The organism is Streptomyces sp. NPDC059989, from assembly GCF_042736975.1.
Classification (GTDB): domain Bacteria; phylum Actinomycetota; class Actinomycetes; order Streptomycetales; family Streptomycetaceae; genus Streptomyces.
In genome coordinates this window covers 14824-37016 of record NZ_JBHWUO010000012.1, presented here as the reverse complement: position 1 = coordinate 37016, position 22193 = coordinate 14824, and the positions used below count along the sequence as shown (strand labels likewise).

18 protein-coding genes are annotated in these 22193 nt (G+C 71.7%); 5 read left to right on the top strand and 13 right to left on the bottom strand.

The features are described 5' to 3' along the window. Window positions 1–70: 70 nt before the first annotated feature. From ACFWBN_RS13105 to ACFWBN_RS13060, 10 genes are all read right to left on the bottom strand, one after another. Window positions 71–1420 carry a cytochrome P450 gene (locus tag ACFWBN_RS13105; RefSeq protein WP_385175239.1) on the bottom strand — a complete coding sequence of 450 codons (1350 nt, stop codon included), beginning with the start codon at window positions 1418–1420 and terminating at the stop codon, window positions 71–73. A gap of 8 nt (window positions 1421–1428) precedes the next feature. Next, complete coding sequence (locus ACFWBN_RS13100) at window positions 1429–2022, bottom strand: ATP/GTP-binding protein (RefSeq protein ID WP_385175236.1); 594 nt, start codon at window positions 2020–2022, stop codon at window positions 1429–1431. Next, window positions 1997–2374, bottom strand: coding sequence for a DUF742 domain-containing protein (locus tag ACFWBN_RS13095; protein ID WP_385175233.1), 378 nt, complete (start codon window positions 2372–2374; stop codon window positions 1997–1999). The genes ACFWBN_RS13100 and ACFWBN_RS13095 overlap by 26 nt, the downstream gene beginning before the upstream one ends. Then, complete coding sequence (locus tag ACFWBN_RS13090; protein WP_385175230.1) at window positions 2371–2772, bottom strand: roadblock/LC7 domain-containing protein; 402 nt, start codon at window positions 2770–2772, stop codon at window positions 2371–2373. Before ACFWBN_RS13090 ends, ACFWBN_RS13095 begins: the two co-directional genes overlap by 4 nt. Then, window positions 2769–3983, bottom strand: coding sequence for an ATP-binding protein (locus tag ACFWBN_RS13085; RefSeq protein WP_385175227.1), 1215 nt, complete (start codon window positions 3981–3983; stop codon window positions 2769–2771). The genes ACFWBN_RS13090 and ACFWBN_RS13085 overlap by 4 nt, the downstream gene beginning before the upstream one ends. Before the next feature lie 474 nt (window positions 3984–4457). Further along, window positions 4458–4970: an SRPBCC family protein gene (locus ACFWBN_RS13080; protein WP_385175224.1), complete on the bottom strand. Its 513-nt coding sequence runs from the start codon at window positions 4968–4970 to the stop codon at window positions 4458–4460. Window positions 4971–5049: 79 nt separating this feature from the next. Further along, window positions 5050–7467, bottom strand: a complete 2418-nt coding sequence (locus tag ACFWBN_RS13075) for a SpoIIE family protein phosphatase (RefSeq protein ID WP_385175221.1) — start codon at window positions 7465–7467, stop codon at window positions 5050–5052. Between the two features lie 44 nt (window positions 7468–7511). Further along, the gene (locus tag ACFWBN_RS13070) at window positions 7512–8624 is read right to left on the bottom strand and encodes a YbdK family carboxylate-amine ligase (protein ID WP_385175218.1); all 1113 of its coding nucleotides are present in this window, start codon (window positions 8622–8624) and stop codon (window positions 7512–7514) included. A 46-nt stretch (window positions 8625–8670) separates the two neighbouring features. Beyond that, the gene (locus ACFWBN_RS13065) at window positions 8671–9186 is read right to left on the bottom strand and encodes a hemerythrin domain-containing protein (RefSeq protein ID WP_385175214.1); all 516 of its coding nucleotides are present in this window, start codon (window positions 9184–9186) and stop codon (window positions 8671–8673) included. Window positions 9187–9311: 125 nt separating this feature from the next. After that, complete coding sequence (locus tag ACFWBN_RS13060; RefSeq protein ID WP_385175211.1) at window positions 9312–9467, bottom strand: DUF6131 family protein; 156 nt, start codon at window positions 9465–9467, stop codon at window positions 9312–9314. A gap of 288 nt (window positions 9468–9755) precedes the next feature. Here ACFWBN_RS13060 and ACFWBN_RS13055 point away from each other — a divergent pair, with 288 nt between their 5' ends. The 5 genes from ACFWBN_RS13055 (at window position 9756) to ACFWBN_RS13035 (ending at window position 19721) form a co-directional block, all read left to right on the top strand. Further along, a complete protein-coding gene (locus ACFWBN_RS13055) occupies window positions 9756–12014 on the top strand; it encodes an MMPL family transporter (protein ID WP_385175208.1) in 2259 nt (752 codons plus the stop codon). A 79-nt stretch (window positions 12015–12093) separates the two neighbouring features. Then, window positions 12094–16845: a type I polyketide synthase gene (locus tag ACFWBN_RS13050; protein ID WP_385175205.1), complete on the top strand. Its 4752-nt coding sequence runs from the start codon at window positions 12094–12096 to the stop codon at window positions 16843–16845. Next, window positions 16842–17516 (top strand): 4'-phosphopantetheinyl transferase family protein, encoded by a 675-nt coding sequence (locus ACFWBN_RS13045; protein ID WP_385175202.1) that lies wholly within the window; start codon window positions 16842–16844, stop codon window positions 17514–17516. Before ACFWBN_RS13050 ends, ACFWBN_RS13045 begins: the two co-directional genes overlap by 4 nt. 128 nt (window positions 17517–17644) lie before the next feature. After that, complete coding sequence (locus tag ACFWBN_RS13040; RefSeq protein WP_385175199.1) at window positions 17645–19285, top strand: SpoIIE family protein phosphatase; 1641 nt, start codon at window positions 17645–17647, stop codon at window positions 19283–19285. 205 nt (window positions 19286–19490) lie between these two features. Next, the gene (locus ACFWBN_RS13035) at window positions 19491–19721 is read left to right on the top strand and encodes a response regulator transcription factor (RefSeq protein WP_385175196.1); all 231 of its coding nucleotides are present in this window, start codon (window positions 19491–19493) and stop codon (window positions 19719–19721) included. Window positions 19722–19795: 74 nt separating this feature from the next. On the opposite strand, the gene ACFWBN_RS13030 is transcribed toward ACFWBN_RS13035, so the two are convergent. The 3 genes from ACFWBN_RS13030 to ACFWBN_RS13020 form a co-directional block, all read right to left on the bottom strand. After that, window positions 19796–20773 (bottom strand): serine/threonine-protein kinase, encoded by a 978-nt coding sequence (locus tag ACFWBN_RS13030; RefSeq protein WP_385175192.1) that lies wholly within the window; start codon window positions 20771–20773, stop codon window positions 19796–19798. Between the two features lie 217 nt (window positions 20774–20990). Then, window positions 20991–21590: a hypothetical protein gene (locus ACFWBN_RS13025; protein ID WP_385175189.1), complete on the bottom strand. Its 600-nt coding sequence runs from the start codon at window positions 21588–21590 to the stop codon at window positions 20991–20993. Between the two features lie 116 nt (window positions 21591–21706). Beyond that, window positions 21707–22183: a hypothetical protein gene (locus tag ACFWBN_RS13020; RefSeq protein WP_385175186.1), complete on the bottom strand. Its 477-nt coding sequence runs from the start codon at window positions 22181–22183 to the stop codon at window positions 21707–21709. Between the last annotated feature and the right edge of the window lie 10 nt (window positions 22184–22193).

Genomic DNA, 22193 nt, shown 5'->3' with positions numbered 1-22193 from the left:
ACGCGTTGCTCACTACCCCCGAGGATGATCTTTCATGCGATGGCGGGGCAGCCGACCCGTGTTGCGTGGGTCACCTTGTGAGCCAGTTGAGGAACTGGCTCCATTTTCCGGCGCGTTCGCGCTTGGAGTCCGCCTGCGCCTGGTCGGGGGACGCGGGCGTCTCCGGGCGTGCCTGCGGGACGCCACGGTGTGCGGTACCGACCGGCGTGAACCGGGCGGGCAGCGTGGCGAGGCCCCGGTTGAAGGGGCCGGGGCGCCAGACGAGGCTGTCCTCGGGCACCGCGAGTTCGACATCGGGAAGCCGGTTGAGCAGGTTCTCGATGGCGGTCACGGTGATCTGCCGGGCCGGCTCCTTGGACGGGCAGGCGTGCGGTCCCGCACTCCACGCCAGGTGGGCCCGGTTGCTGCCGGACTGGCGTGCGGCGCTCAGCGCCGGCCCGGTGTTGGCCGCCGCGAAACTGACCAGCACCAGGTCGCCCGCCTGCAGCTTCTCCCCCGCGAACTCCATGTCGGACGCCGGATAGTGCGGCGCGAGGTTCTGCATGGGCGGGTTTTCCCACAGCGTGTCGTCGATGGCCTCGTCGATCAGGCCGCCCTTGTGGGCGTACTCGTCGTGGGTGAGCAGCCGGTGCAGGGTGTTGCCGATGAGATTGCGCAGCGGTTCGTTGCCCGCGATCAGCAGGAGGGCCAGCTGGTGGACCATCTCCTCGTCGGTCAGCCGCGCCTGATGCTGCATCAGCCACGAGGTGACGTCGTCGCCCGGTGTGGCCCGCTTGAGCGCCACCAGTTCGCCGACGGCCCCGAACAGCACCTCGACCGCCTTGTCGGCGTTGACGCCGTCGAACATGCCGGTGATGCCGAACACCACGCGGTCGCCGATGTCGGCGGGGCAGCCGAAGAGTTCGTTGAACACGAACAGCGGCAGCTGCTTGGCGTAGTCGCCGAGCAGGTCGGCGGAGCCGCGGGAGCCGAACTGGGAGATGAGGTACTCGGAGACCTGCTCGGTGCTCCGGCTCAGCCGGCGCGAGTCGACGCGGGCCATGCTGTCCGTCACGGCCTGGCGCAGCCGCAGGTGTTCGGCGCCGTCGCTGAACATGCAGTTGGGCCGGTAGGCCAGTACGGGCACGACCGGGTTGTCCGGGCTGATCCGGCCTTCGGCGAGGTCCCGCCAGCGGCGGGCGTCCTTGCGGAAGGAGCCGGAGTCCTGCAGCAGTTGGAGCGCCATCCCGTAGTCGGTGACGAGGGTGGCCTCCACCCCCGGGGCGAGCTCCACGGGCGCGGTCGGGCCGAAGTGGCGCAGGTACGAGTAGTACGCCTGCGGATCGGCGGCGAACTCCGGCCCGTGCAGGGGCACCCGGGCACCGGCATGGTGGGCCGGGCACCCGGGCGGGGGCACGGGGGCCGTGGGTTGGGTGTCCATGTCTGCTCCTAGCGAGCGCGGTCCAGCAAGTGCCGGACGAGTGTGATCAATGCGTCGGCGGACGACTTCTCGTCCCGCGCGTCGCAGGTGACGACCGGGGTGTCGTCGAGCAGGTCCAGCGCCTCGCGCAGCGCCCGTACCTCGCGGTCCGGTGTGCCGTCGAAGCGGTTGATGGCGATCGCGTAGTCGAGGCCGTACTGCTCGATCAGGTCGATCACGGCGAAGGAGTCGGCCAGCCGCTCGGGGTCGACCAGCACCAGCGCGCCGAGCGCGCCGCGCGCCATGTCCTCCCACATCTGGACGAAGCGCTGCTGTCCGGGCGTGCCGAACAGGTACAGCACGACCCGGTCGCTGACGGTCAGTCGGCCGAAGTCCATGGCCACCGTGGTGGTGGTCTTGCCCCGGACTCCCCCGAGGTCGTCGAACGTCTCGCCGGCGCGCGTCATCGTCTCTTCGGTGGACAGCGGAGGGATCTCCGAGATCGCACCGATGAAGGTGGTCTTGCCCACCGCGAAGTGACCGACGACGAGGATCTTCACCGCGGTCTTCGTCGCCCCGCCGCGTACGTACGCCTGCTCATCCAAACTTGGTGCGGAGTGCATTCAGCACCTCCTCAAGGATGTGTGTGTCCGCCAGCGGGGCACGCTGTACGGGAGGCCGGGTGATGAGGTAGCCACCCTCGGTGAGGGCGGAGAGGAGGATCTTCACGACGCCCATGGGCAGCCGTGTGTGCCCCGCGATCTCGGCGACGGAGAGGTAGCCGACGCTGCACAGGTCCAGCAGGCTCTGCTCCTCGGGAGAGAGCCTGGTCGGACGCTGCTGGTGGTCGGCCGCCGCGGTCACCAGGGTGATCAGCGACAGCTGCTCCTCGGCGGGCAGCCCGCGCCCCTTGGTGATGACGTAGGGGCGGACTAAATCCGCCGCCTCGGGCACCGGATCTCCGAAGCCCGTCATGACCGGACGCCGAGGTTCTCACGCGGCGGCGTCATCAGGACCTTGCCCAGCTGGTTCACGAGCTGCTGCATCCGGAAGGTGATGTCCTGCATGTCGACGTCCGGTGAGGCCGAGACGCCCAGGTACGCACCCTCCCCCGCGGAGATCAGGAAGACCCAGCCACCGTCGAACTCGACCAGCGTCTGCCGCCACTGCTGGTGGCCTCCCTCGACGAAGAACCCGAGGGAGCGGCTGAGCGACTGCACGCCGCTCATCGCGGCGGCGACGGTGTCCGCGTTGTCCCGGTCGAAGTCCTTCGTCCGCGCCATCAGCAGGCCGTCGGCGGAGATGAGGACCGCGTGCAGCGCCCCGGGAATCTCCAAGGCGCTGTCAAGCATCCATGACAGATCGTCGTTCACGAGACCTCATGCCCTTCACTGCTCGCATCACGTGCATCACGTGTGCTGCTCGACTGATCCGCCGCGTCCGAGCGCGTGGCCCGTCCGAACTGCGTGCCTCGCTGGAAGGCCCCCATGATCGCCGCGGCTTCCTCGCCGGAGCGGGTCGGCGTGGGCACGGGCGGCGTGTTGCCGGGCACGATGGCCATCGGCCGCTTGCGCCGGCGCCTCGGCAGACCGTCGACGGTCGCGGCGGCGGTCACCGCGGCCTCGGGGCCGTACGGGTCCATCGCGGAGGTCGCGAAGACCGCGGGCGCCACGGGAGCGGCGGAGGCCACGGGGGCGGCCGGCGCCGGCGCCTTCCTCTCCGGCATGCCGGTGAGCAGCGCGTGCGGCAGGAGGAGTACCGCGCGGACACCTCCGTACGGCGAGTCGGAGTCCACGGACGCTTCGAAGCCGAAGCGCTCGCAGAGCACGCCGGTCACGGCGAAGCCGAACTGCGGCGGGCTGCCGAGTCCGGAAACGCCGGAGACCCGCTCGCTCGACAGGAGCTTCCCGGCCCTGGCCCGCTCCTCTTCGTTCATGCCGACACCGGCATCGTCGACGACGATGCAGATGCCCTTGGGCACGGTACGAATGTTGATCTCGACCACGGTGTCCGGGCTGGAATAGCTGGTGGCGTTGTCGAGGAGTTCGGCGAGGGCGAGCGCCACCGGTTCGACCGCTCGGCTGGTGATGCCGAAGTCGACCTGCGAAAGGATCTCCACCCGCCGGAAATGACGGATCCTGCCCTGCGCACTGCGGACCACGTCGTAGACCGACGCGACCTCGCGCTGCCGGCCCAGCCAGCCGTCGCACAGCACGGCGATGGACTGTGCGCGCCGCCCGAACTGCGAATTCGTGTGGTCGATCTCCAGGAGGTCCTGGAGAATGACCGACTCCCCGTACTTGGTCTGGAGTCCGGAGATGATCAACTGCTGTTCGGCGGCGAGGCCCTGGAGCGTACGCATCGCGGACTTGAGGACCGATTTCGTCGCGTCCTGAGCCTGTTCCTTCTCTGCCTCTACAGACTTCGCGTAGCTATTCTCCAGCTCGGAGTAATGGCTCCTGAGTCCTTGGATCTCCCGCTGTAAAGTCCGCGACGCCTTGCGTTGGCGGACAATGACGGCGACTGCGCCGACGACGGCGACAAGGAGGACCCAGAGCACTGGGTTCTGTATGTAGTACGTCATAAGACTCTCTTCAGGCGACTGACGACCAGCTGCCGCATTCCGTCAAATGCGGGCGGACCGGCGGACCGTCCGTACCGGGGTAACCGCCCGGATGTCCCCCATGGCCGGAGATGTCGTCTTGCGCCCATCCGCCACTGCTAAGCGCGATGATCGTATCACCGGCACGAACACTTGACTGATCGTCAAAATATGCATTTCTGGTCCAAATTGCTCCAACTCGACCCCGCTACAGCGCGGGGACGAACGCCCTCTTCCGGCCACGAGGCGGTCGGAGGAGCCGAGTTGGGCCGTTTGTCGAACAAGCCCTGCGGCGGGGGGAGTTCTCGGACATCTGCCAGGTTTCTGCTGAACCGGCGTGGCCTCGGCGTGAGTTCGGACGGCCGGGCGCGCACCGGCGCACGTGAGGAAATGCGCCGCATTCACGCGCGCCCCCAACCGGCATTGCGCATGGTGAGACGGGCCGACGGTCCGGGCTCATGCGGTGTCGGACGCCGGCTCCAGGACCTTCTTCAGGTTGCGCAGGGTTGTGCGGATATTCATCCGCTGGAAATCCGCGAAGGTGTGGCCCCTCGTTGCGATCCGGTCGAAGGCGTGCGCCGCGAAGTCCGGCCACGAGCGCCGGTCGTCGGTCCACGTCTCGGTCACCCGGGTGCCCTCCGGGACCGGCTCGAACCGGTACTCCCAGGTGGCGATGGAGCCGGGCACCCGCGGACGCCGGATCCCGATGGCGTGCACCCGGAACCGGAACAGCCGGTCCTGCTCGACCGCGGTCACCGTGCACCGCGTGGTCCAGCGGAAGGCCCCGCGCTTGTTGCGGCCGTCGAACACCGTCCCGACGCGGGTCTCGGCGGCGCCCCCGTGGACGGTGGCTCCGAGGTTCTCCGGGCTCCACTCGCCCATCCGGGCGGGATCGGAGACGTGCCGGTAGACATCGGCGGGACGGGCGTGGACGACGATGCTGTCGGACACGGTGAACGTACGCGGCATGGCGCTCCCCTCTAGGCCGCCGACGCTACCGTTCCGGTACGCCCCTTGACTACCTCCCGGTAACTTCACGCCGGGAAGATCAGGGCTCGTCCGGAACGTGGATGTCCAGGACGCAGATGTCGTCCCGGTTCCTGGGCCGCAAGGCGGCCAGCGTACGGGCGAGCATTTCGTTGCGGCCCTCGCGCAGGAGCCGCAGGGCCGTGTCGGCGAGCCCGGCGAGCCCCCGTTCGATGTCCTCGTCCGGCTCCTCCACGAGGCCGTCGGTGTAGAGCAGCAGGTGGTCTCCGGGCAGCAGGTCGAGCGTGGCCTGCCCGTAGACGGAATCGAAGTCCGCGCCGAGGAGGTTGCCCTCGGGCTGGGGCAGGAAGCGTGCCTCGCCGCCGCGGATCAGCAGGGGCGGCAGGTGCCCGGCCCGCACCCAGGTCAGGCGGTGGTCCCAGGGCTGGTAGCGGCCCATGGCCATGGTGGCGGTGGCGCCGTCGGGATCCGAAGCGGTGTGGAGCAGCAGGGTGTTGAGCCTGCCGAGCACGTCGGGGAGGGCCGAGCCGGTGACGGTCATGCCCTTGGTGGTGAACCGGAGCTGGGCCATGGTGCCCACGGCCGCCAGACCGTGGCCGGCGACGTCTCCGACGACGAACAGTGCGCTCTTGTCCGGCAGTTCGATCGCGGAGTACCAATCTCCTCCGACGTTCAGTCCGCTGTCGGCGGGAATGTAGGCGACGTCGACGCGCAGGCCCGCGAGTTCCAGCGACTGTTCGGGGATCGGGAGCAGGGTGTCCTGGAGCCGGGCGCCGAGCGCGCGTTCGGCCTTCAGCATGCCGCGCTGGACGAGGTTGGCGCGCTCGCTCTCGAACAGGGCGAGTTCGGCGTCCCGCTGCGCGCTGAGGTCCTGGAAGAAGCCGTGGACCTCCACGGGCGTGCCGTCCGCGTCCCGCTGCGCCTCCGCGACGAACCGCAGGTGCCGCACGCCGTGCGCGGTGTTGATGCGGAAGGGCTGGTCGACGGCCTCGCCGTCGCTCAGCAGCCGCCGGACGGCCGCGCCCAGCTTCGGCAGGTCGTCCGCCACCAGGTGCCGGGGCAGTTCCTCCAGCCGTATGGGCCCCAGGGCGGGGTCGCGGTCGAAGACGGCGTAGACCTGGTCGGACCAGGCGATGGTGTCCGTGGCCAGGTTCCAGCCCGCCCAGCCGAGGTTCCCCAGCCGCTGCATGTCGGTCAGCCTGCGCGACTCGCGTTCGCTGGTGTCGTGGCGGATCCAGGACACCACCAGGCGCTCGCCCAGCCTGGACGCCCGGACCGAGTACACCGACAGCTGCTGGACTCCGGCGGTCACCTCCTCGTAGGTGAAGGGCTCGCCCTCGTAGACCGTTCCCGTGGCCAGCGTGTCCAGGTACCCCTCCCACAGGGCGGTGCCGGCCACCGTGGGATAGGTCTCCAGGATCCGCCGGCCGATCAGCTCCTTGCCGCGTCGCCCGGCCACGTCGACCGACTGCGGGGTCGCCGCGTCGATCCGGTAGTCCTCCACTTCCCCCTCGTCGGCGCGCAGCGGGGTGAGCAGGACCGCCGGCCCGGACAGGGCGTCGAAGACCGTCTGGATGGCGTCGACGTCCTCGTGGAGCGGGTCCAGCCCGTGGGGGCCCCGGTCTTCCCGGAGCGGTCCTCCGCACAGCCGGACGGCCCGCCGGAGCAGGGTCCGGGTCCGGGTGTCGAAGGGACCGGGCAGGGTGCGGAAGAGCCCCACGACCGCCGTCATCGGCCGATGGCCGGGTACGGGCAGCCACGCGCGCGAGGGCCACCGCTCGGGTGGATCCCCGATCAGCAGGTACCGCTCGGCGTCCTGCTCCGGATCCTCCAGCCACACCGGCGCCTGGTCCTCGATGGCCTCCAGCGCGGCGACGCCGCTGAGCGGGGGGATGTGGCTCCACTGCTCGGCCAGCGCCTCGCCCACACCGGCGCGCCCGACCAGCTTCAGGCTTCCGGCAGCCCCCAGCTTGTAGATCATCACCGCGTCCACGGACAGCGCGTCGTTCAGCACCGTCCGGAGGAGTTCCGCGACGTCCTCCGCGTTCCGCGTGTCGGCCAGCCCCTGGGCCAGCCGGGCCAGCAGCGGCCGGTGCCCGGTCTGCCATCCGTCACCGGGGACGTAGCGGCCGGTACTGAGGGCCGACAGGTCCGGCTCCGGCGGCGCGGCGGGCGCGGCGGGCGCGGTCGCCGCGGCCCGCGGCGCCACGCGGGTCCGGCCCACGGCGATCCAGCACTCCTCCAGCAGGGTCCGCCGATACCGCGCGGCACGCTCCACCAGCAGCTCGTACGCGGCGTCCGCCGATGTGCCCGCCTGGGCCATCACGACGCCCTTGGCCCGCTCCACGACGGCCGTCGTGGAGGCAGCGCCCTCCAGGTCCGCGACCTCGGCACGCAGCCGGGCCACGACCCTGGCCAGCGCCAGCACCTCGCGTGCCGCGCCGTCACCCGCATCCGGAAGAACGGGGTCGACCTTCATATGTTGAGCATGCCACTCACGCAATGCGGGGGCCCCTGCTTCCGTCAAGCGGCCTGTACGGCCATCCCGGCCGTGGCCACGTTCAGGCTGTCGACCACGGCGGCCAGGCTGCCCGTGGCCGCGTGGACCTCCCGCTGCCGTCGCGCCCCGGTGCCCCGCCTGCGCAGCCCGTCCCACAGGGCCACCGCGGCGCCCAGGTCGCCGGCCGCCGCCAGCCCCGGGGCCGCCCGTTCCAGCAGCCGTTCGACGAGGAGGGCCGCCTCCTCCACCCGGCCGCTCGACGGGTCCAGACCCGGACCGTCGATGCCGTACGCCGCGGCCAGCCGGTGGGCGCTGCGCAACACGTGCTCCGCCGGCTCGGGCGGCGGCAGATGCGCGTCGACCGCGGCCAGGAGGGTGCCGGCGAGGCCCCGTACGAGGAGGGCCGTCAGGACGACGGTGTCGAGGTCGGCGTTGGCGTCCGCGATCCGGATCTCCAGCGTCGGCACGTGCTCCGAGGGGCGGGCGTGCCAGTACACCATCCGGCGGTCGAGCAGCACCCCGGAGCTGACCAGGCCGTCGACGTGGGCGAGGTACTGCGCCTCGTCGAGCACGGGAGGCGGACCCACCGTCGGCCAGCACGAGTGGGCGACCGAGCGCCAGCTGGCCAGGCCGGTGTCGCGGCCGCACACGAAGGGCGAGTTCACGGTGATCGACTGGAGCACCGGCAGCCACGGCCGCATGTGGTTCCCCAGCGCCAGGGCCCTCCCCCGGTCGAGGGTGCCGACGTGCACGTGGCAGCCGCAGACGAGGCGGTACGGGCTCACGAGCGCGGCGTACCGGCTCGCCATCCGGCGGTAGCGGTCGCTGTCGGTCACCGTCAGCGGCTCCGCCGGGAGCATCACCGGAGTGCCGGAGGCCACCGGTACGCAGTCGGCCCCGCGGGCGGCCGCCGCCACCGCGCACCTCAGCCGCACCAGCTGGTCGCGCAGGTCCTCGCGGTCCGCGGTGGGCCGGGTACAGATCTCCACCTGGGCGTTGTAGAACTCGGCCTGGACCTGGTCGCCCAGCCGGCCCACCAGCGCACGGATCACCTCGGGTGCCCGGTTCACCGGGGTCCTGCCGAGGCGGTCGACGAGCTGGTACTCCTCTTCCACGCCCATGGTCAGTACGTCCATCGAGCCCTCCTCGCAGGTGCCCGGACAGCGATGCGGTCGTGCCCGCTCATTTCGCGCCCCGGGGGGCGCCCACGAGGCTGCGCACGTTCTCGATGCTCCCGCAGTCCGAGGCGAGCTGCCTCTCGCGCTCCTTCAGGAAGGCGCCGCCCAGCTCGGCCCTGCGCTCGTCGGGGACGTTCTCCCTGGCGCCGTTGAGGATGGTCCGCTCTTCCTCGTCCAGATGGTGTGACACCGCCTTGACCAGGGCCTCCAGCCGCGTGTCCCACTCGTCGGAGCCGACGTCGTCCACCTCGAGCAGCGCCAGCAGGGCCTTGTTGCCCTCGGCGTGCTCTTCCTCGCCGTGCTCCACCTCTTCGTTGTCGACGTCCTTGAAGCGCTTGAGCGCGCCGTAGACCTCGGCCTCCTCCGCCTCGCCGTGCGCGATGAGCAGCGCCGAGAACTTCTCCAGCGCCGCCGCGCGGTCGGCCTCGACGCTCCGCATCCGGCGGAACAGCTCTTCCATGGTGCGGTGGTCCTTGAGGATCGCCGCGACGACGTCCTGGTCCTCTCGCGCGCCTGTCATGCCATTCGCCTCCTCGATCGGGGGGTCGCCCACCCCCTGGCGCGTGCTCGCCGCCCGGCGGTTGAAACCCCGGAATCGGACCCGCCGCGTTGCACCGGCGGGTCCGACTCGATGCTGCGGCTCGGTCACCAGTAGTGGTTTCGGCCTCCGACCGCGTGCCCCACCGCGCCGAGCACCCACAGCACGACGCCCACCAAGAGGAGGATCAGGCCGATCGTCCACAGGATCGATATCCCGAAGACGAAGCCGAGGATCAGCAGAATCACGCCGAGGACAATCATGAGTGCCTCCTTGTCCTGCACCAAGCTCGGACCTCCTGCGTGTACCACTTCTGAGCCGGTTCACTCCTCTCCGGCAAGCTCCCGGACCCGCACGTCCGACTCCGAGGCCGTATCACCCCTGGTCAGGGCCCACAGGCCGGTTCATCGGCCGCTGTCAAGTAACGAACAGCAGGGGCTACGGACCCGGCCCTCCTCCGGGCACGGTGGAAATCCACCGCCCTGCGCAAGAGCAGGAGCGACCCACCGTCCGGAGCAGAGGCATCCATGTCCCGTCGTGCAGGGGTCTTCGTGACCCGTCGTCCCCGACTCGTACTGCTCGCCGCGCTGGTGTTCCTCGTGCTGTCCGCCGTGTTCGGTGCGGAAGCGACCGGCCGGCTCAAGACGCAGGGGTACGACGACCCGCGATCCGAGTCCAGCCGTGCCGCCCACATCGCCGCCGAGCGGCTGGGGGCGTCCCCCAACCTGGTCGTCGTCGCGGAGGCCCGCAGCGGTTCCGTCGACGACCCGGCGGCCCGCAGCGCGGGCGAGAGCCTGACCAGGTTCCTCGGCGGCCGGCCGCAGGTGAGCGCCGTGACCTCGTACTGGACCGGCAAGCCGGCGGAGCTGCGCAGCCGGGACGGCCACGCGGCCATGCTGGTCGCGCACGTGGACGGCGAAGGCGAACAGCTCGCGTCCCGGGTCAAGCGGCTGAGCAAGGAGCTCACCGGCCCGGCGGCCTCCACGCCGGCCCTGACCGTGCACGTCGGAGGAACGGCGCTCGTCGACGCCCAGCTCCAGGACCTCTCCGAGTCCGACCTGAAGCGGGCCGAGTCCGTGGTCCTGCCGGGCACCCTGATCCTGCTCGTCCTCGTCTTCGGCAGCGTGGTGGCCGCCGCGCTGCCCCTGCTGATCGGGGTCCTGGCCATCGCCGGGACGATGCTGGTCCTGAGCGCTCTCGGCGCCGTCACCGACGTCTCCGTGTTCGCGCTGAACCTCACCACGGCGCTCGGCCTGGGGCTGGGCATCGACTACGGGCTGCTGATCGTCTCGCGGTTCCGCGAGGAGCTCGCCAACGGCTACCGGCCGCGCAACGCCGCCATACGGACCGTGCGCACCGCGGGCCACACGATCGCGTTCAGTGCCGCGACGGTCTCCGCCGCGCTCGCGACGCTGCTGGTGTTCCCGCCGTACTTCCTGCGCTCCTTCGCCTACGCGGGCATCGCCGTGGTGGCGATCGCGGCGGTGAGCGCCGTGACCGTGCTGCCGGCCCTGCTCGCGCTGCTCGGCAAGCGCGTCGACGCCTGGCCCGTGCCGTGGCGCCGCCGGGTCCGGCAGGACTCCCGGTCGCGCTTCTGGGAGGGGCTGGCGCGGATCGTCGTACGCCGCCCGCTGATCGCGGCGCTGCCGGTGATCGGCTTGCTGGTGGTGCTCGCCGCGCCGTTCGCGCACGCCGGTTTCGCAACCCCCGACGACCGGGCGCTGCCGGTGAGCGCGTCCAGCCGGCAGACCGGGGACCTGGTGCGCGGCGCGTTCGACATGAAGGGCGCCAGTGCGCTCACGGTCGTCATCACCGGTACGGCCTCCGCGCCGGCGCAGGAGGACTACGCCCGCCGGCTGTCCACGCTCCCGCAGGTCGCCCAGGTCGTCGGGCCCGAGGGCAGCTTCCGGCACGGCGAGGAGACGGGGACCCCCGGCTCCGCCGGTTCCATGGCCAAGCCCCTCGGCGACCGCCCGGGCCTGCTGTCCGTGGTCCCGCTGGTCGACCCCCAGGCGCGCGCCGCCCAGCAGCTCGTGCACGACGTCCGCGCGACGCCCGCCCCGGCGGGCACCGAGGTCCTCGTCGGCGGGCCGAGCGCGGTACTGGTCGACGCCAAGGCCACGGTGGGCGACCGGCTTCCGCTGGCGCTCTCCGTGATCACCCTCACCACGTTCCTCCTGCTGTTCGGCTTCACCCGGAGCCTGCTCCTGCCGCTGAAGGCCATCGCGCTGAACGCCCTGAGCCTCGCGGCCGTCCTGGGCGCCATGGTCTGGATCTTCCAGACGGGCCATCTGCAGCACCTGCTCGGTTTCACGCCCGGACCGCTCAGCACGACCATGCCGGTGCTGCTGTTCTGCATCGTCTTCGGACTCTCGGTGGACTACGAGGTGTTCGTCCTCGCGCGCATCAAGGAGGCGCACGAGGAGGGGCAGGACAACGCCGCCTCGATCGTCTCGGGCATCGCCCACACCGGCGGCATCGTCACGACCGCCGGAGCCCTGCTCGCCTTCACCCTCCTGAGCTTCGGCACCTCCCAGGTCTCCCTCCTGCAGTTCTTCGGGATCGGCGCCGGCCTCGGCGTCCTCCTCGACGCCACGCTCGTACGGGGCGTCCTCGTACCGGCGCTCATGCGCCTGGCGGGCGACCTGAACTGGTGGGCGCCGCGGCTGCTGAGGCGCAAGGTGTCGCGCACGGCGCCGAGCCCGCCCCCGGTCACGGCCGGAAGGCACCCACCGGGCCGGTGCCCGCCGGGCCGCATCCCCGTCCGCACCACCGTCCGTACCCACTCCCACACCCACGCGCGCCGCTGACCCCCACGGCGCACACCCCATCCCCCATCCCCGCCCCGGTCGCCTTCAGCCCAGGGCGCTACCGCAAGGAAGAACCCTCATGACCGACATCGCCATCACCGGACTCGGCTGCCGCTTCCCCGGCGCCCCCGACATCCGCGCCTACTGGAAGCTCCTGATGAGCGGCGAACGACAGTTCTCCGCCGTCCCGGCGGAACGCTGGAACCACGAGATCTTCCACGAGCCCGGCGACCCGAAGGCCCGCAACGCCGCCTACACCGACCAGGTCGCCTTCCTGGACGACGTGGACCGCTTCGACGCCCTGCACTACGGGGTGCCGCCGGCCCGCGCCCGGGCCATGGACCCGCAGCACCGGCTGATGCTCGACGTCGCCCGCGAGGCCCTCGACGACGCGGGGCTCGGCCGCCGCGACTTCGACCGGGAGAACACCGGGGTCTTCTTCGGAATATCGGTGTCCGACTACAAGGACCTCATGGCGACGCCCCTGCGGGCCATCACCCTGGCCGAGGAGTTGCAGGCGGCGGACGGCAGCGGCGGCCTCGACGCCGCCAGGGAGCAGGCGGAACAGCTCGGCGTCATCCACGCCTTCACCCTGCCGGGAAGCCTCCTCAACATGGCGGCCGGCACGGTCAGCCGGCAGTTCGACCTCGGCGGCCCCAGCTTGGCCGTCGACGCCGCCTGCTCCAGCTCGCTGGTCGCCCTCGACCAGGCGATCGCCCAGCTGCGCCAAGGCAACTGCCGGATCGCCGTCGTCGGCGGCGTGTACCTCAACCTCACCCCCGACAGCCTGGTCGGCTTCTCCAAGGTCCGCGCGCTCTCCCGCGCCGGGGTGTGCCGCCCGTTCGACGAGGAGGCCGACGGCTTCGTCCTCGGCGAGGGCGCAGGCGCCGTGATCGTCCGGCCGCTGGCCGACGCGCTGGCCGACGGCGACCGCGTCTACGCGGTGATCAAGGGCATCGGCTCGGCCAACGACGGCGCGTCTCCCGCCCCGATGGCCCCCACCCCCGAGGGCCAGCTGCGCGCCATGCGCCGGGCCTACGACGACGCGGAGGTCGCCCCCTCCTCCGTGGGCTTCCTCGAGGCCCACGGCACCGGGACCGCCGCCGGCGACCGTTCCGAGGTGGAGGCGCTGCGCCGGCTGCGCACCGAGTACCCCGACGACGACCCCGCTCTGTGCTACCTCTCCTCGGGCAAGGCCCTCATCGGGCACTCCCTGTCCGCGGCGGGCATCGCGGGGCTGATCAAGACGGCGCTGGTCGTCCACCACCGCACGATCGTGCCGCAGCCGCAGACCACCCCCCATCCGGACCTGGGCATCTCCGCCGCGGGCCTGCGCTTCGCCGACACCGCGCGCCCCTGGCCGAGCCCGGGCGCCCCGCGGCGTGCCGCCGTCAGCTCGTTCGGTTTCGGCGGCACCAACGTGCACGTGGTCCTGGAGGAGGCGCCCGCGGTGCCCCTCTGCCACCTCGCGGCACGCGCCGGAGGCAGCGTCGGCACCGACGGAACGGAAGGCACCGAAGCCACCGGACCGCAGCTCGTCCTGCTCTCGGCCGGCAACCCCGAGCTGCTGGACCGGCACATCGGCGACGTACTCGACGCGGTGGAGAGCGCGCCCGGCGTGCCGATCGCGGCCCTGGCCCACACCCTGGGCTCGCGGGAGCCGCTGACGACCCGCCTCGCGATCGTCGCCTCCGACACGGAGGAGTTCACCCGGCGGCTGCGCCAGGCCCGGCAGCAGCTCGAAGACGGCGCCAGGGGCGACCTCGGCGACGGCGCCTTCGCCGCCGACGCTCCCCTGCCGCCCGCGCAGCGCCGCATCGCCTTCGTCTTCCCCGGTCAGGGCAGCCAGCGGCCGGGCATGATGCAGGACCTCCACGAGAGGTTCGCCGGCTTCCGGGCGACCGTCGGCCTGCTGAGCGCCGTGGCCCGCCGGGACACCGGCTTCGACCTCACCGATCTGCTGTACGGCGAGGCCGCGGCCGCCCGCGGCGAAGCCGAAGCCGAGGAGCTCAGGCAGCGGATCGCCGCCACCGATGTGTGCCAGCCCCTGCTCGGCACCGTCCAGATCGCCGCCACGCGCCTCCTCGCCGGCTGCGGCATCACGCCCGACCTCGCCCTCGGCCACAGCGTCGGAGAGTTCGCCGCGGCCGCGGCGGCCGGAGCGCTCACCGACGAGGACACCGTCCGGCTGCTGGTCCACCGGGGCGCCACCCTCCGGCAGGCCGAAACCGGCCTCCGGGGCGGGATGCTCGCCGTACAGACCGACAAGGACACCTGCCGCCGGCTCATGGACGGCATCGACGACGTGTGGCTCGCCTGCTTCAACCAGCCGCGGCAGGTCGTGGTCAGCGGCACGCCGGGCGGGATCGCCGCCATGCGGCAGGTCTGCGCCGAGGCCGGGATCGTCACGGTGACGCTGGAGGTGTCCAACTCCTTCCACTCGCCGCGGCTGGCCTCCGCCGAGGAGCCCGTACGCGCGGACCTCGCCGACCGCACCATCAGCACCCCCGTCCTGCCGTTCGTCTCGTCCGTGAACGCGGAGGTCTGCACCGACCCCGAGCGGCTGCGCCACCTGTGGGCCCGGCACGCGTCCACGCCGGTCCACTTCGGCGATGCCGTCCGCACCGCCTACGACGAGGGGGCCCGGGTCTTCCTCCAGGTGACCGGCGGCAACTCGCTCCTCACCTCGGTCCGCCGCAACCTCGTCGGCCACGGCGACGTGCACGTCATCCCCGTCGGAGGGACGGCGCCGGACGGCGGGCGCAGCTTCGTGCTGGCCCTCGCCCGGCTCGCGGTCATGGGCGCCCCGGTCGACCCGCGGGCCCTGGTCCCCGAGGCGGGCCGGCGTCTGCTGGACCTGCCGGTGGCACGGCTCGACACGCAGTCGTACTGGACCACCGACAAGCGCCCCGCGAAGACGGACACCCCTGCTCCTGCCCCTTCCCCCCTCCCGCACCGGCCCGCACCCCTCCAGGAGACCTCGATGAACACCGCCGCACAGGCCGAAGCGTCCATGCCGACGGCCGCAACAACCGCAGCACCTGCGCCCGCCTCCCCGGCCGTCCCCCCTGCTGCCGAGACTCCCGCAGTCCCCGCAGTCCCCGCAGTCCCCGCAGTCCCCGCAGTCCCCGTAGCCCCCGTAGTCCCCGTAGTCCCCGAGGCCCCCGCCGACTCGCCCGTTTCCCTCGCACCGGCCGACGAGGAGCCGGCGCCGACCGGGAGCATCGACGAGGTCACCGAGGCCGTGCTCGCGCACGTGGCCCGGATCAGCGCGTTCCCTGTGGATCATCTGCGCCATGACCAGCTGCTGATCGACGACCTCGGGTTCGATTCGCTGATGCTGACCGACCTGTTCGTCTCCCTCAAGCGGCAGTGGCCGCAGTGGAGGTTCGACGAGAAGGCCGCCGAGCGGCCGACCGTCGAGCGCATCGCCGCGCTGATCGCGAGGGGCCCCGCGGGCGCCGCACCGGCGGCCGTCCCCGTAGAGCGCGCCGAGCACGGTGACGAAACCCCGCCGTCGCCGCCCGCCCACCTGACCGTGGTCCCCGCGCCCGCCGACCCGCACACGGACCCGTCCGAGCCGGCCGCCGCCACGACCAGCCCGCTGCCCGAGGAGCACACGCGCATCGACCGCTTCCCGGAGATCACCGCCCACCACGAGCGGATCGACATGCTCTCCCGGACGGAGCTGCCCAATCCGTACTTCCTCGTCCACGAAGGCGGCATGACGGACAGGACCGTCGTCGCCGGCCGGGAACTCCTCTCGTTCTCCAGCTACAACTACCTGGGCATGGCGACGCACCCCCAGGTGAAGGCGGCAGCCACGGAGGCGATCGAGCGCTACGGGACGTCGGTGTCCGCCAGCCGGCTGCTGTCCGGCAGCCGTCCGCTCCACCTGGAACTCGAAGCGGAACTCGCCGACCGGCTCGGCTGCGAGGCCGCGGTCACCCTGGCCAACGGGCACGCCACCAACGTCACCGTGATCGGGCACCTGGTCGGACCCGAGGACCTCGTCATCCACGACTCCCTGTCCCACGACAGCATCCTGCAGGGCTGCAAGCTCTCCGGCGCGACCCGGCGACCCTTCCCCCACAACGACGCGGCCGCCCTCGACGCCATCCTCACGCAGGTCCGCCACCAGTACCGGCGGGTGCTCGTCGTCATCGAGGGCGTGTACAGCATGGACGGCGACATCGCCGACCTGCCCGCCCTCGTCGAGGTCAAGCGCCGGCACGGCGCGCTGCTGATGATCGACGAGGCGCACAGCATCGGAACGATCGGCGCGACGGGGCGCGGCATCGGCGAGTACCACGGCATCGAGAGCTCGGCCGTCGACCTGTGGTCGGGCACGCTGTCCAAGGCACTGGCGAGCTGCGGCGGCTACGTCGCCGGGACCCGCTCGGTGGTGGAGTACCTGCGCTACACCGTTCCGGGCTTCGTCTACAGCGCCGGCATGACCCCGGCCGACACCGCCGCGTCCCTGACCGCCCTGCGGCTGCTGCGCGCCGAGCCGCAGCGGGTGGCACGTCTCGCGGAGAACGCCGCGCTGTTCGTCCGCCTGGCGCGGGAGGCGGGCATCGACATCGGGGACAGTCACGACACGCCGATCGTCCCCTGCATCATCGGGGACTCGCTGAGGACCCTGCAGCTCGCGGAGGCCCTCTTCCAGCAGGGCATCAGCGTCAACCCCATCCTCCACCCGGCCGTACCGGAGGAAATGGCCCGGCTGCGCTTCTTCATCACCTGTGACCACACGCCGGACCAGATACGTCACGCCGTGACCGCGCTGGAGCTCGGACTGCGGCACCTGGACCCGGTGCGCGCCGCGTGACCAGCGCCGCCGTGGACACCGCCTTCCGGTCGATCGCGCCGGGCCGCATCCACCGATGGGGCGGAGCCGCCCTCATCGTGGCCCGGCGCTCCGGCCTCCACCGGGCGCCGGTCCTCTCACCGGCCGAACAGCGTGTGGTCCGCGCACTGCCGGCCTGGCGGCAGGCCGAGTGGGCGGCCGGCCGGCTGCTCGCCAAGCAGCTGGTCGGGGAAGCCGTCGGCGCTCCGGCGCCGGATGTGGAGATCCTCCCGCGGGAGGACGGCAGTCCTTGCGTCGTCGTCGGCGGCAGCCCGGTGCCCGCCCTGAACGTCTCCATCAGCCACACCGCCCACCACGTCGCCGCGGCCCTCGCGCCGGAGCCGGTCGGAGTGGACCTCTGCGAGGCCGTCTCGGCCGCCGCCGTACGCCGGGTCGCCGACCACGTCCTTTCGCCCGGGGAGCTCTCCCTCGTCGGTACGGACCGGCCCGAGGTCCTGGCCGGCGCCTGGGCGCTGAAGGAAGCCGCGGTCAAGGCCGACCGGAGCGGCATCTTCGGCGCCGCCGCGCGCCGCATCGTGATCCTGGGCCTGCGGCCGCCCGTACTCGGCGGGCGGCGCCGCGCGATGGTGTGGCGGGCGGGAGACGCGGTGCTCGCCCTCGTCCTCGCGCACCCGGCCGCGCCGCCGTCCTGACGGCACTGCGTTGGCGCACTGCATTGGTGCTCCTTGCCCCGCCGGATCATGCTTGTCAGTGGAGCCCCTGGCCGTGCAGGTTCCCGTGGGACAGCGGGCAAGAACTAGCGAGGGCGAGATGAGCGGCGATGGAGCGACTTCCCACCTCTCCTGACGAGCGGCCGGAGGAGACGGGCGGCTCTGCCGTGGCGGGCGGGCCCGGCACGGCCTGGGACGAATCGCTCAGGGAATGGGCGTTCGCCCAGTCCCCCTGCTTCCTGGCGGTCTTCGATGCGGACCTGCGGCTGGTGCGGGCGAACGCCGGCATGGAGCGCACGCTGTCCCGCACCGAGGCCGAGATGCGCGGGCGGCGCCTGTCGGACATCGCACCGGATCCCGTGAGCGACGAGACCGAGCGGAAGATGCGCGCGGTCCTTGAGACCGGTGAGCCGCAGTACGTGGACGACTTCGTCCACCCCACGGGTACGAGCGCGGAACACGGCCGGACGACCTCGCTGACGCCCCTGCGGGACGAGGACGGCCGCGTGCGCGCCGTGTGCCTGGCCGCGCACGACAGGACCGCGGCCGAGGGCGGCCCGCCTCAGATGCTCGTGCCGGAGGCCGCCGCCGCCCCGGCCCCCTCCCAGGCCGGCGCCAGGGAGCACACCACCACGATGACGCTGCAGCGCAGCCTGCTCCCGCATTCGCTGCCCCCGCAGGCGGCGCTCGTCGAGGTCGCCTCCCGCTACCTGCCCTCCGGTACCGAGGCCGGTGTGGGCGGCGACTGGTTCGACGTGATCCCCCTGTCGGGCGCACGGGTGGCCCTGGTCGTGGGCGATGTCGTCGGCCACGGCATCCGCGCCGCCGCCACCATGGGCCGCCTGCGCACCGCCGTACGCACCCTGGCCGATGTGGACCTGCCGCCCGACGAGCTGCTCACCCACCTCGACGACCTGATCATCCACCTGTACGCCGACGACGCCGACCTGGACGGCTCCGGGGAAGCCGCCGGGGGCATCGGCACCACCTGCCTGTACGTGGTCTACGACCCGGTCACCCGCCACTGCACGGTCGCCCGGGCCGGCCACCCCCCGCCCGCCGTGGTCTCCCCGGAAGGCTCCGTCTACCTCCTCGACGTCCCGGCAGGCCCGCCGCTGGGCCTGGGGGGCCTGCCCTTCGAGACCGTCGACGTCGAACTTCCCGAGGGCAGCATGCTGGCCCTCTACACCGACGGCCTGCTCCAGACCCGCGACCGCGACGTCGACGAGGCCCTGGACAGCATGTTCGCGGCCCTCGCCCGTCCGGCCTCCACGCTGGAGACGGTCTGCGACCGCGTACTGACGGCCATGCTGACCCACCGCCCCGATGACGACGTCGCCCTGCTCGTCGCCCGGACCCGGGCCCTCCATTCCGACAAGGTCGTCGTGCTGGACCTGTCCTCCGATCCCTCCGTCGTCGCCCACGCCCGTCGGCACGCCACCGACCAGCTGACGGCCTGGGGGCTGGAGGAGGCCTCCTTCGTCACCGAGCTCCTGGTCAGCGAACTGGTCACCAACGCCATCCGCTACGGCCAACCGCCCATCCAGCTGCGGCTGATCCACGAGGACACCACCCTGATCTGCGAGGTCTCCGACGCGAGCAATACCGCCCCGCACATGCGGCGGGCCCGGATCTTCGACGAGGGAGGGCGGGGCCTGCTGCTGGTCGCCCAGCTCGCGCAGCGCTGGGGCACCCGGCACGCCCCCATCGGCAAGACCATCTGGGCCGAGCAGTCGCTCATCGGGTTCTGAGGGCGTCGAGCACTGCGGACCGAGCACTGCGGATCATGCGTGCGGGAGTTCCCTGTGACGCGGCTGTGACAGTCGACGGACACCTCCATGAACTCGCGCGGCCAAGGTTTGAGGTAAGGACAAAAACCGACATTCCGGTAGATGTCCCCCCTGCTTCCGAGGAAGTGAGCAGAGATGACCTAACCGATCCGTCGGAGGAAATCCCATGAGCCTCACCCTCACCGCGCCCCTCGCCGAAGCCCCTTCGACCGCACTGGCCCCGCGTGAGCAGGAGGCCCTGCGCCACATCGCCTCGGGCTGCACCTACCTGCAGACGGCCCGCCTCATGGGCCTCTCCAAGCACACGGTCGACGCCTACCTCCGCCGCATCCGGGCCAAGCTGGGCATCAACACCACCGCGGAGATGACCCGACTGGCCATCGCCCTGGGGATGTGACCCCGCCCGGATCGTGTCGTACGAGCAGCTCTGGCCGCCCTTCGGGGCGGCCAGAGCTGCTTTTTTTGCGATCCCTAGAAGACCGCCCGGGCCCAGGCCGGCGGCTCCGGCGGCGGCGCGGGGGTCCTCGACGTCCCGGAAGGCCGCGGATCCGTGCGGGCGGGCGACTCGACTCCCAGGCCGGCTCCGCTCCCGGTGGCGGCGCGCAGGGCCGCCACGAACTCCAGGCAGGACTCGTAACGGTCCTCGGGGACCTTCGCCAGGGCCTTCGCCATGACGGCGTCGGCCGCGGGCGCGAGACCCGCGTCCCTCTCCGTGAGGAGGGGAGCCGGGTCGTACTGGTGCGCCCACAGCAGCGCCATGTCCTCTTCGCGCTGGAAGGGCGGGCCGCCGGTGAGGCACTCGTAGACGACGCAGGCGAGGCTGTAGAGGTCGCACCTGCCGTCCACCGGCCTGCCGGAGATCTGTTCCGGGGCCATGTAGTCGAGCGTGCCGACGATCTCGCCCGCGGTCGTGATCCCGCTGAGGGAGAGGGACTTCTTCGTGAGTCCGAAGTCCGTGAGGTAGACGTGTTCGGGGTGGTCGCTGTCGGTGCCCGCCGAGACCAGGATGTTGCCGGGCTTGACGTCCCGGTGCACCAGATCGTGGTCATGGGCCGCGTCGAGTGCGGAGGCCACCTGGGCGGCGATGCGCAGGGCGGTCGTGGGGGGCAGCGGGCCGTCCCGGTCCAGCAGGGCCCTCAGGTCCAGGCCGGAGACGTAGCGCATGGCGATGTACAGGACGCCGTCGGTCTCCCCGGCCTCGTAGATCGGCACGATGTGCGGGTGGTCGATCTTCGCGGCCACCCGTGATTCATGGGTGAAGCGGCGTCGGAAGGTGTCGTCGCGGGCGCGTTCCGGGGCGATCAGCTTGAGCGCGACCGTACGGTCCAGGCGCAGGTCCTTCGCGCTGTAGACGACGGCCATGCCGCCGCGGCCGATCAGGCGCTCGATCCGGTAGCTCGCGATCTGCTGGCCGATCAGGCCGGAGGGCCGGCCCGTGTACTGGCTCATCGATGCCGTGCCCATCAGGCGCCTGCCGCATCCGGCCGACCCGGCAACGGCTCTGCGCCGCTGCGGTGCCCTTGGGCTTGAGCGAAGGTGCCGATCATGTCGACCCCGTCCTTGATAGTCGGACGACATGGCTCAGTGGAAAGTCTATCCAGTGATCCATACGAATGCCCGCTCGGACGAGCGGGCATATGACCTCGGGGTGTCCCGCCGGGCACGGTCAGCCGGTGCCGCCGTTGCCGCCGCGGCCGCCCTGGCCGCTGGTCTGGCAGCCGAGGCCGATGCAGAGGCCGCCGTCGCCGCCGGAGCCGCCGTCGCCACCGTCGCCGCCGGGCGCCGCGGCGGCCCCGCCGTTGCCACCGTTGCCGCCGTTGACGCTGCCGGCACACTGCCCGACGCAGACCCCGCCCTTGCCGCCGTTCGTGCCGTTGCCGCCCAAGGAGCCGTCGGTGCCGTTGCCGCCGTTGGCGCTGCCGTTGCACTGCCCGACACAGACCCCACCCTTGGATCCGCTGGTGCCGTTGACCGTTCCGTCGCAGCTGCCCGCGCACACCTTGTCGCCGACACGGACGCTGCCGTTGCCCACCTGGACGTTGCCGGTGGCCGATTTGAGCTTGCCGAGCACCTTGCCGGCCTTGAACCGGCCCGCGCCGGGCCCGCTGTCACCGCCGCCGAAGGCGACGCCGTGCTGCTGGACTGCGAGGACCTGGGCCGCCGGGGCTGCGGGAGCCGCCGTGGCCGCGGACGCCATGGCACCGGAACCGATCAGAGTCGTCGAGATGGCAATACCGAGACGAAACTTCCAAGAGTTCACACGCATGATATTTCCCTTGCCGAGAATTGATTCCGTGGATGATTCCGGTACCCAAAAGACGCGGGCCCCCGACCCATAAGGGCCGGGGAGCCCTTCCGCCCCCGCTTCCTCTCCCTGGTTCGTTACCGGGAGAAGGGGGACTCGTCTCCCATCAGGGCGAACCAGTCGCCGTCCTCGTACTGCTGCTTCCAGGTGTCGATCTGGTCCTCCGAGATGTCGTACTTCTCGGTGATCTTGTCCTTCATCTCGTCCGAGTCGTCGGCCGCCAGGATCAGCACGATGTGCACCTTGTCGACTACGGACAGCTCCGACTCCTTCTTGTCGGGCAGGTCGTCGAACCGGAGGCATCCGGAGCGGCCGGGCTTACCGGGCTCGCCCGGCTTACCGGGCTTGCCACCCTTGCCACCCTCTCCGCCCTTGCCGCCTTCTCCGCCCCTGCCGAGCTTGAAGCAGGGTTCCGGGTGGTCGGCTACGGTCGAGGAGCTGGTGCTGGTCGGGGTGTGGGACTGCGATGCCTGCGCGGCACACGCCGTACCGGTGACGAGGGCCAGGGAGGCCGCTGCCAGGATGAGCGGACGCTGCCAGGAAATCGTGAACATGGGGGTTTCT

Bases quoted from the DNA above. Each gene is read 5' to 3' on its own strand.
- ACFWBN_RS13105 (WP_385175239.1), bottom strand. From the start codon at position 1,420: ATGGACACCCAACCCACGGCCCCCGTGCCCCCGCCCGGGTGCCCGGCC.
- ACFWBN_RS13100 (WP_385175236.1), bottom strand. From the start codon at position 2,022: ATGCACTCCGCACCAAGTTTGGATGAGCAGGCGTACGTACGCGGCGGG.
- ACFWBN_RS13095 (WP_385175233.1), bottom strand. From the start codon at position 2,374: ATGACGGGCTTCGGAGATCCGGTGCCCGAGGCGGCGGATTTAGTCCGC.
- ACFWBN_RS13085 (WP_385175227.1), bottom strand. From the start codon at position 3,983: ATGACGTACTACATACAGAACCCAGTGCTCTGGGTCCTCCTTGTCGCC.
- ACFWBN_RS13080 (WP_385175224.1), bottom strand. From the start codon at position 4,970: ATGCCGCGTACGTTCACCGTGTCCGACAGCATCGTCGTCCACGCCCGT.
- ACFWBN_RS13075 (WP_385175221.1), bottom strand. From the start codon at position 7,467: ATGAAGGTCGACCCCGTTCTTCCGGATGCGGGTGACGGCGCGGCACGC.
- ACFWBN_RS13070 (WP_385175218.1), bottom strand. From the start codon at position 8,624: ATGGACGTACTGACCATGGGCGTGGAAGAGGAGTACCAGCTCGTCGAC.
- ACFWBN_RS13065 (WP_385175214.1), bottom strand. From the start codon at position 9,186: ATGACAGGCGCGCGAGAGGACCAGGACGTCGTCGCGGCGATCCTCAAG.
- ACFWBN_RS13060 (WP_385175211.1), bottom strand. From the start codon at position 9,467: ATGATTGTCCTCGGCGTGATTCTGCTGATCCTCGGCTTCGTCTTCGGG.
- ACFWBN_RS13050 (WP_385175205.1), top strand. From the start codon at position 12,094: ATGACCGACATCGCCATCACCGGACTCGGCTGCCGCTTCCCCGGCGCC.
- ACFWBN_RS13040 (WP_385175199.1), top strand. From the start codon at position 17,645: ATGGAGCGACTTCCCACCTCTCCTGACGAGCGGCCGGAGGAGACGGGC.
- ACFWBN_RS13035 (WP_385175196.1), top strand. From the start codon at position 19,491: ATGAGCCTCACCCTCACCGCGCCCCTCGCCGAAGCCCCTTCGACCGCA.
- ACFWBN_RS13030 (WP_385175192.1), bottom strand. From the start codon at position 20,773: ATGAGCCAGTACACGGGCCGGCCCTCCGGCCTGATCGGCCAGCAGATC.
- ACFWBN_RS13025 (WP_385175189.1), bottom strand. From the start codon at position 21,590: ATGCGTGTGAACTCTTGGAAGTTTCGTCTCGGTATTGCCATCTCGACG.
- ACFWBN_RS13020 (WP_385175186.1), bottom strand. From the start codon at position 22,183: ATGTTCACGATTTCCTGGCAGCGTCCGCTCATCCTGGCAGCGGCCTCC.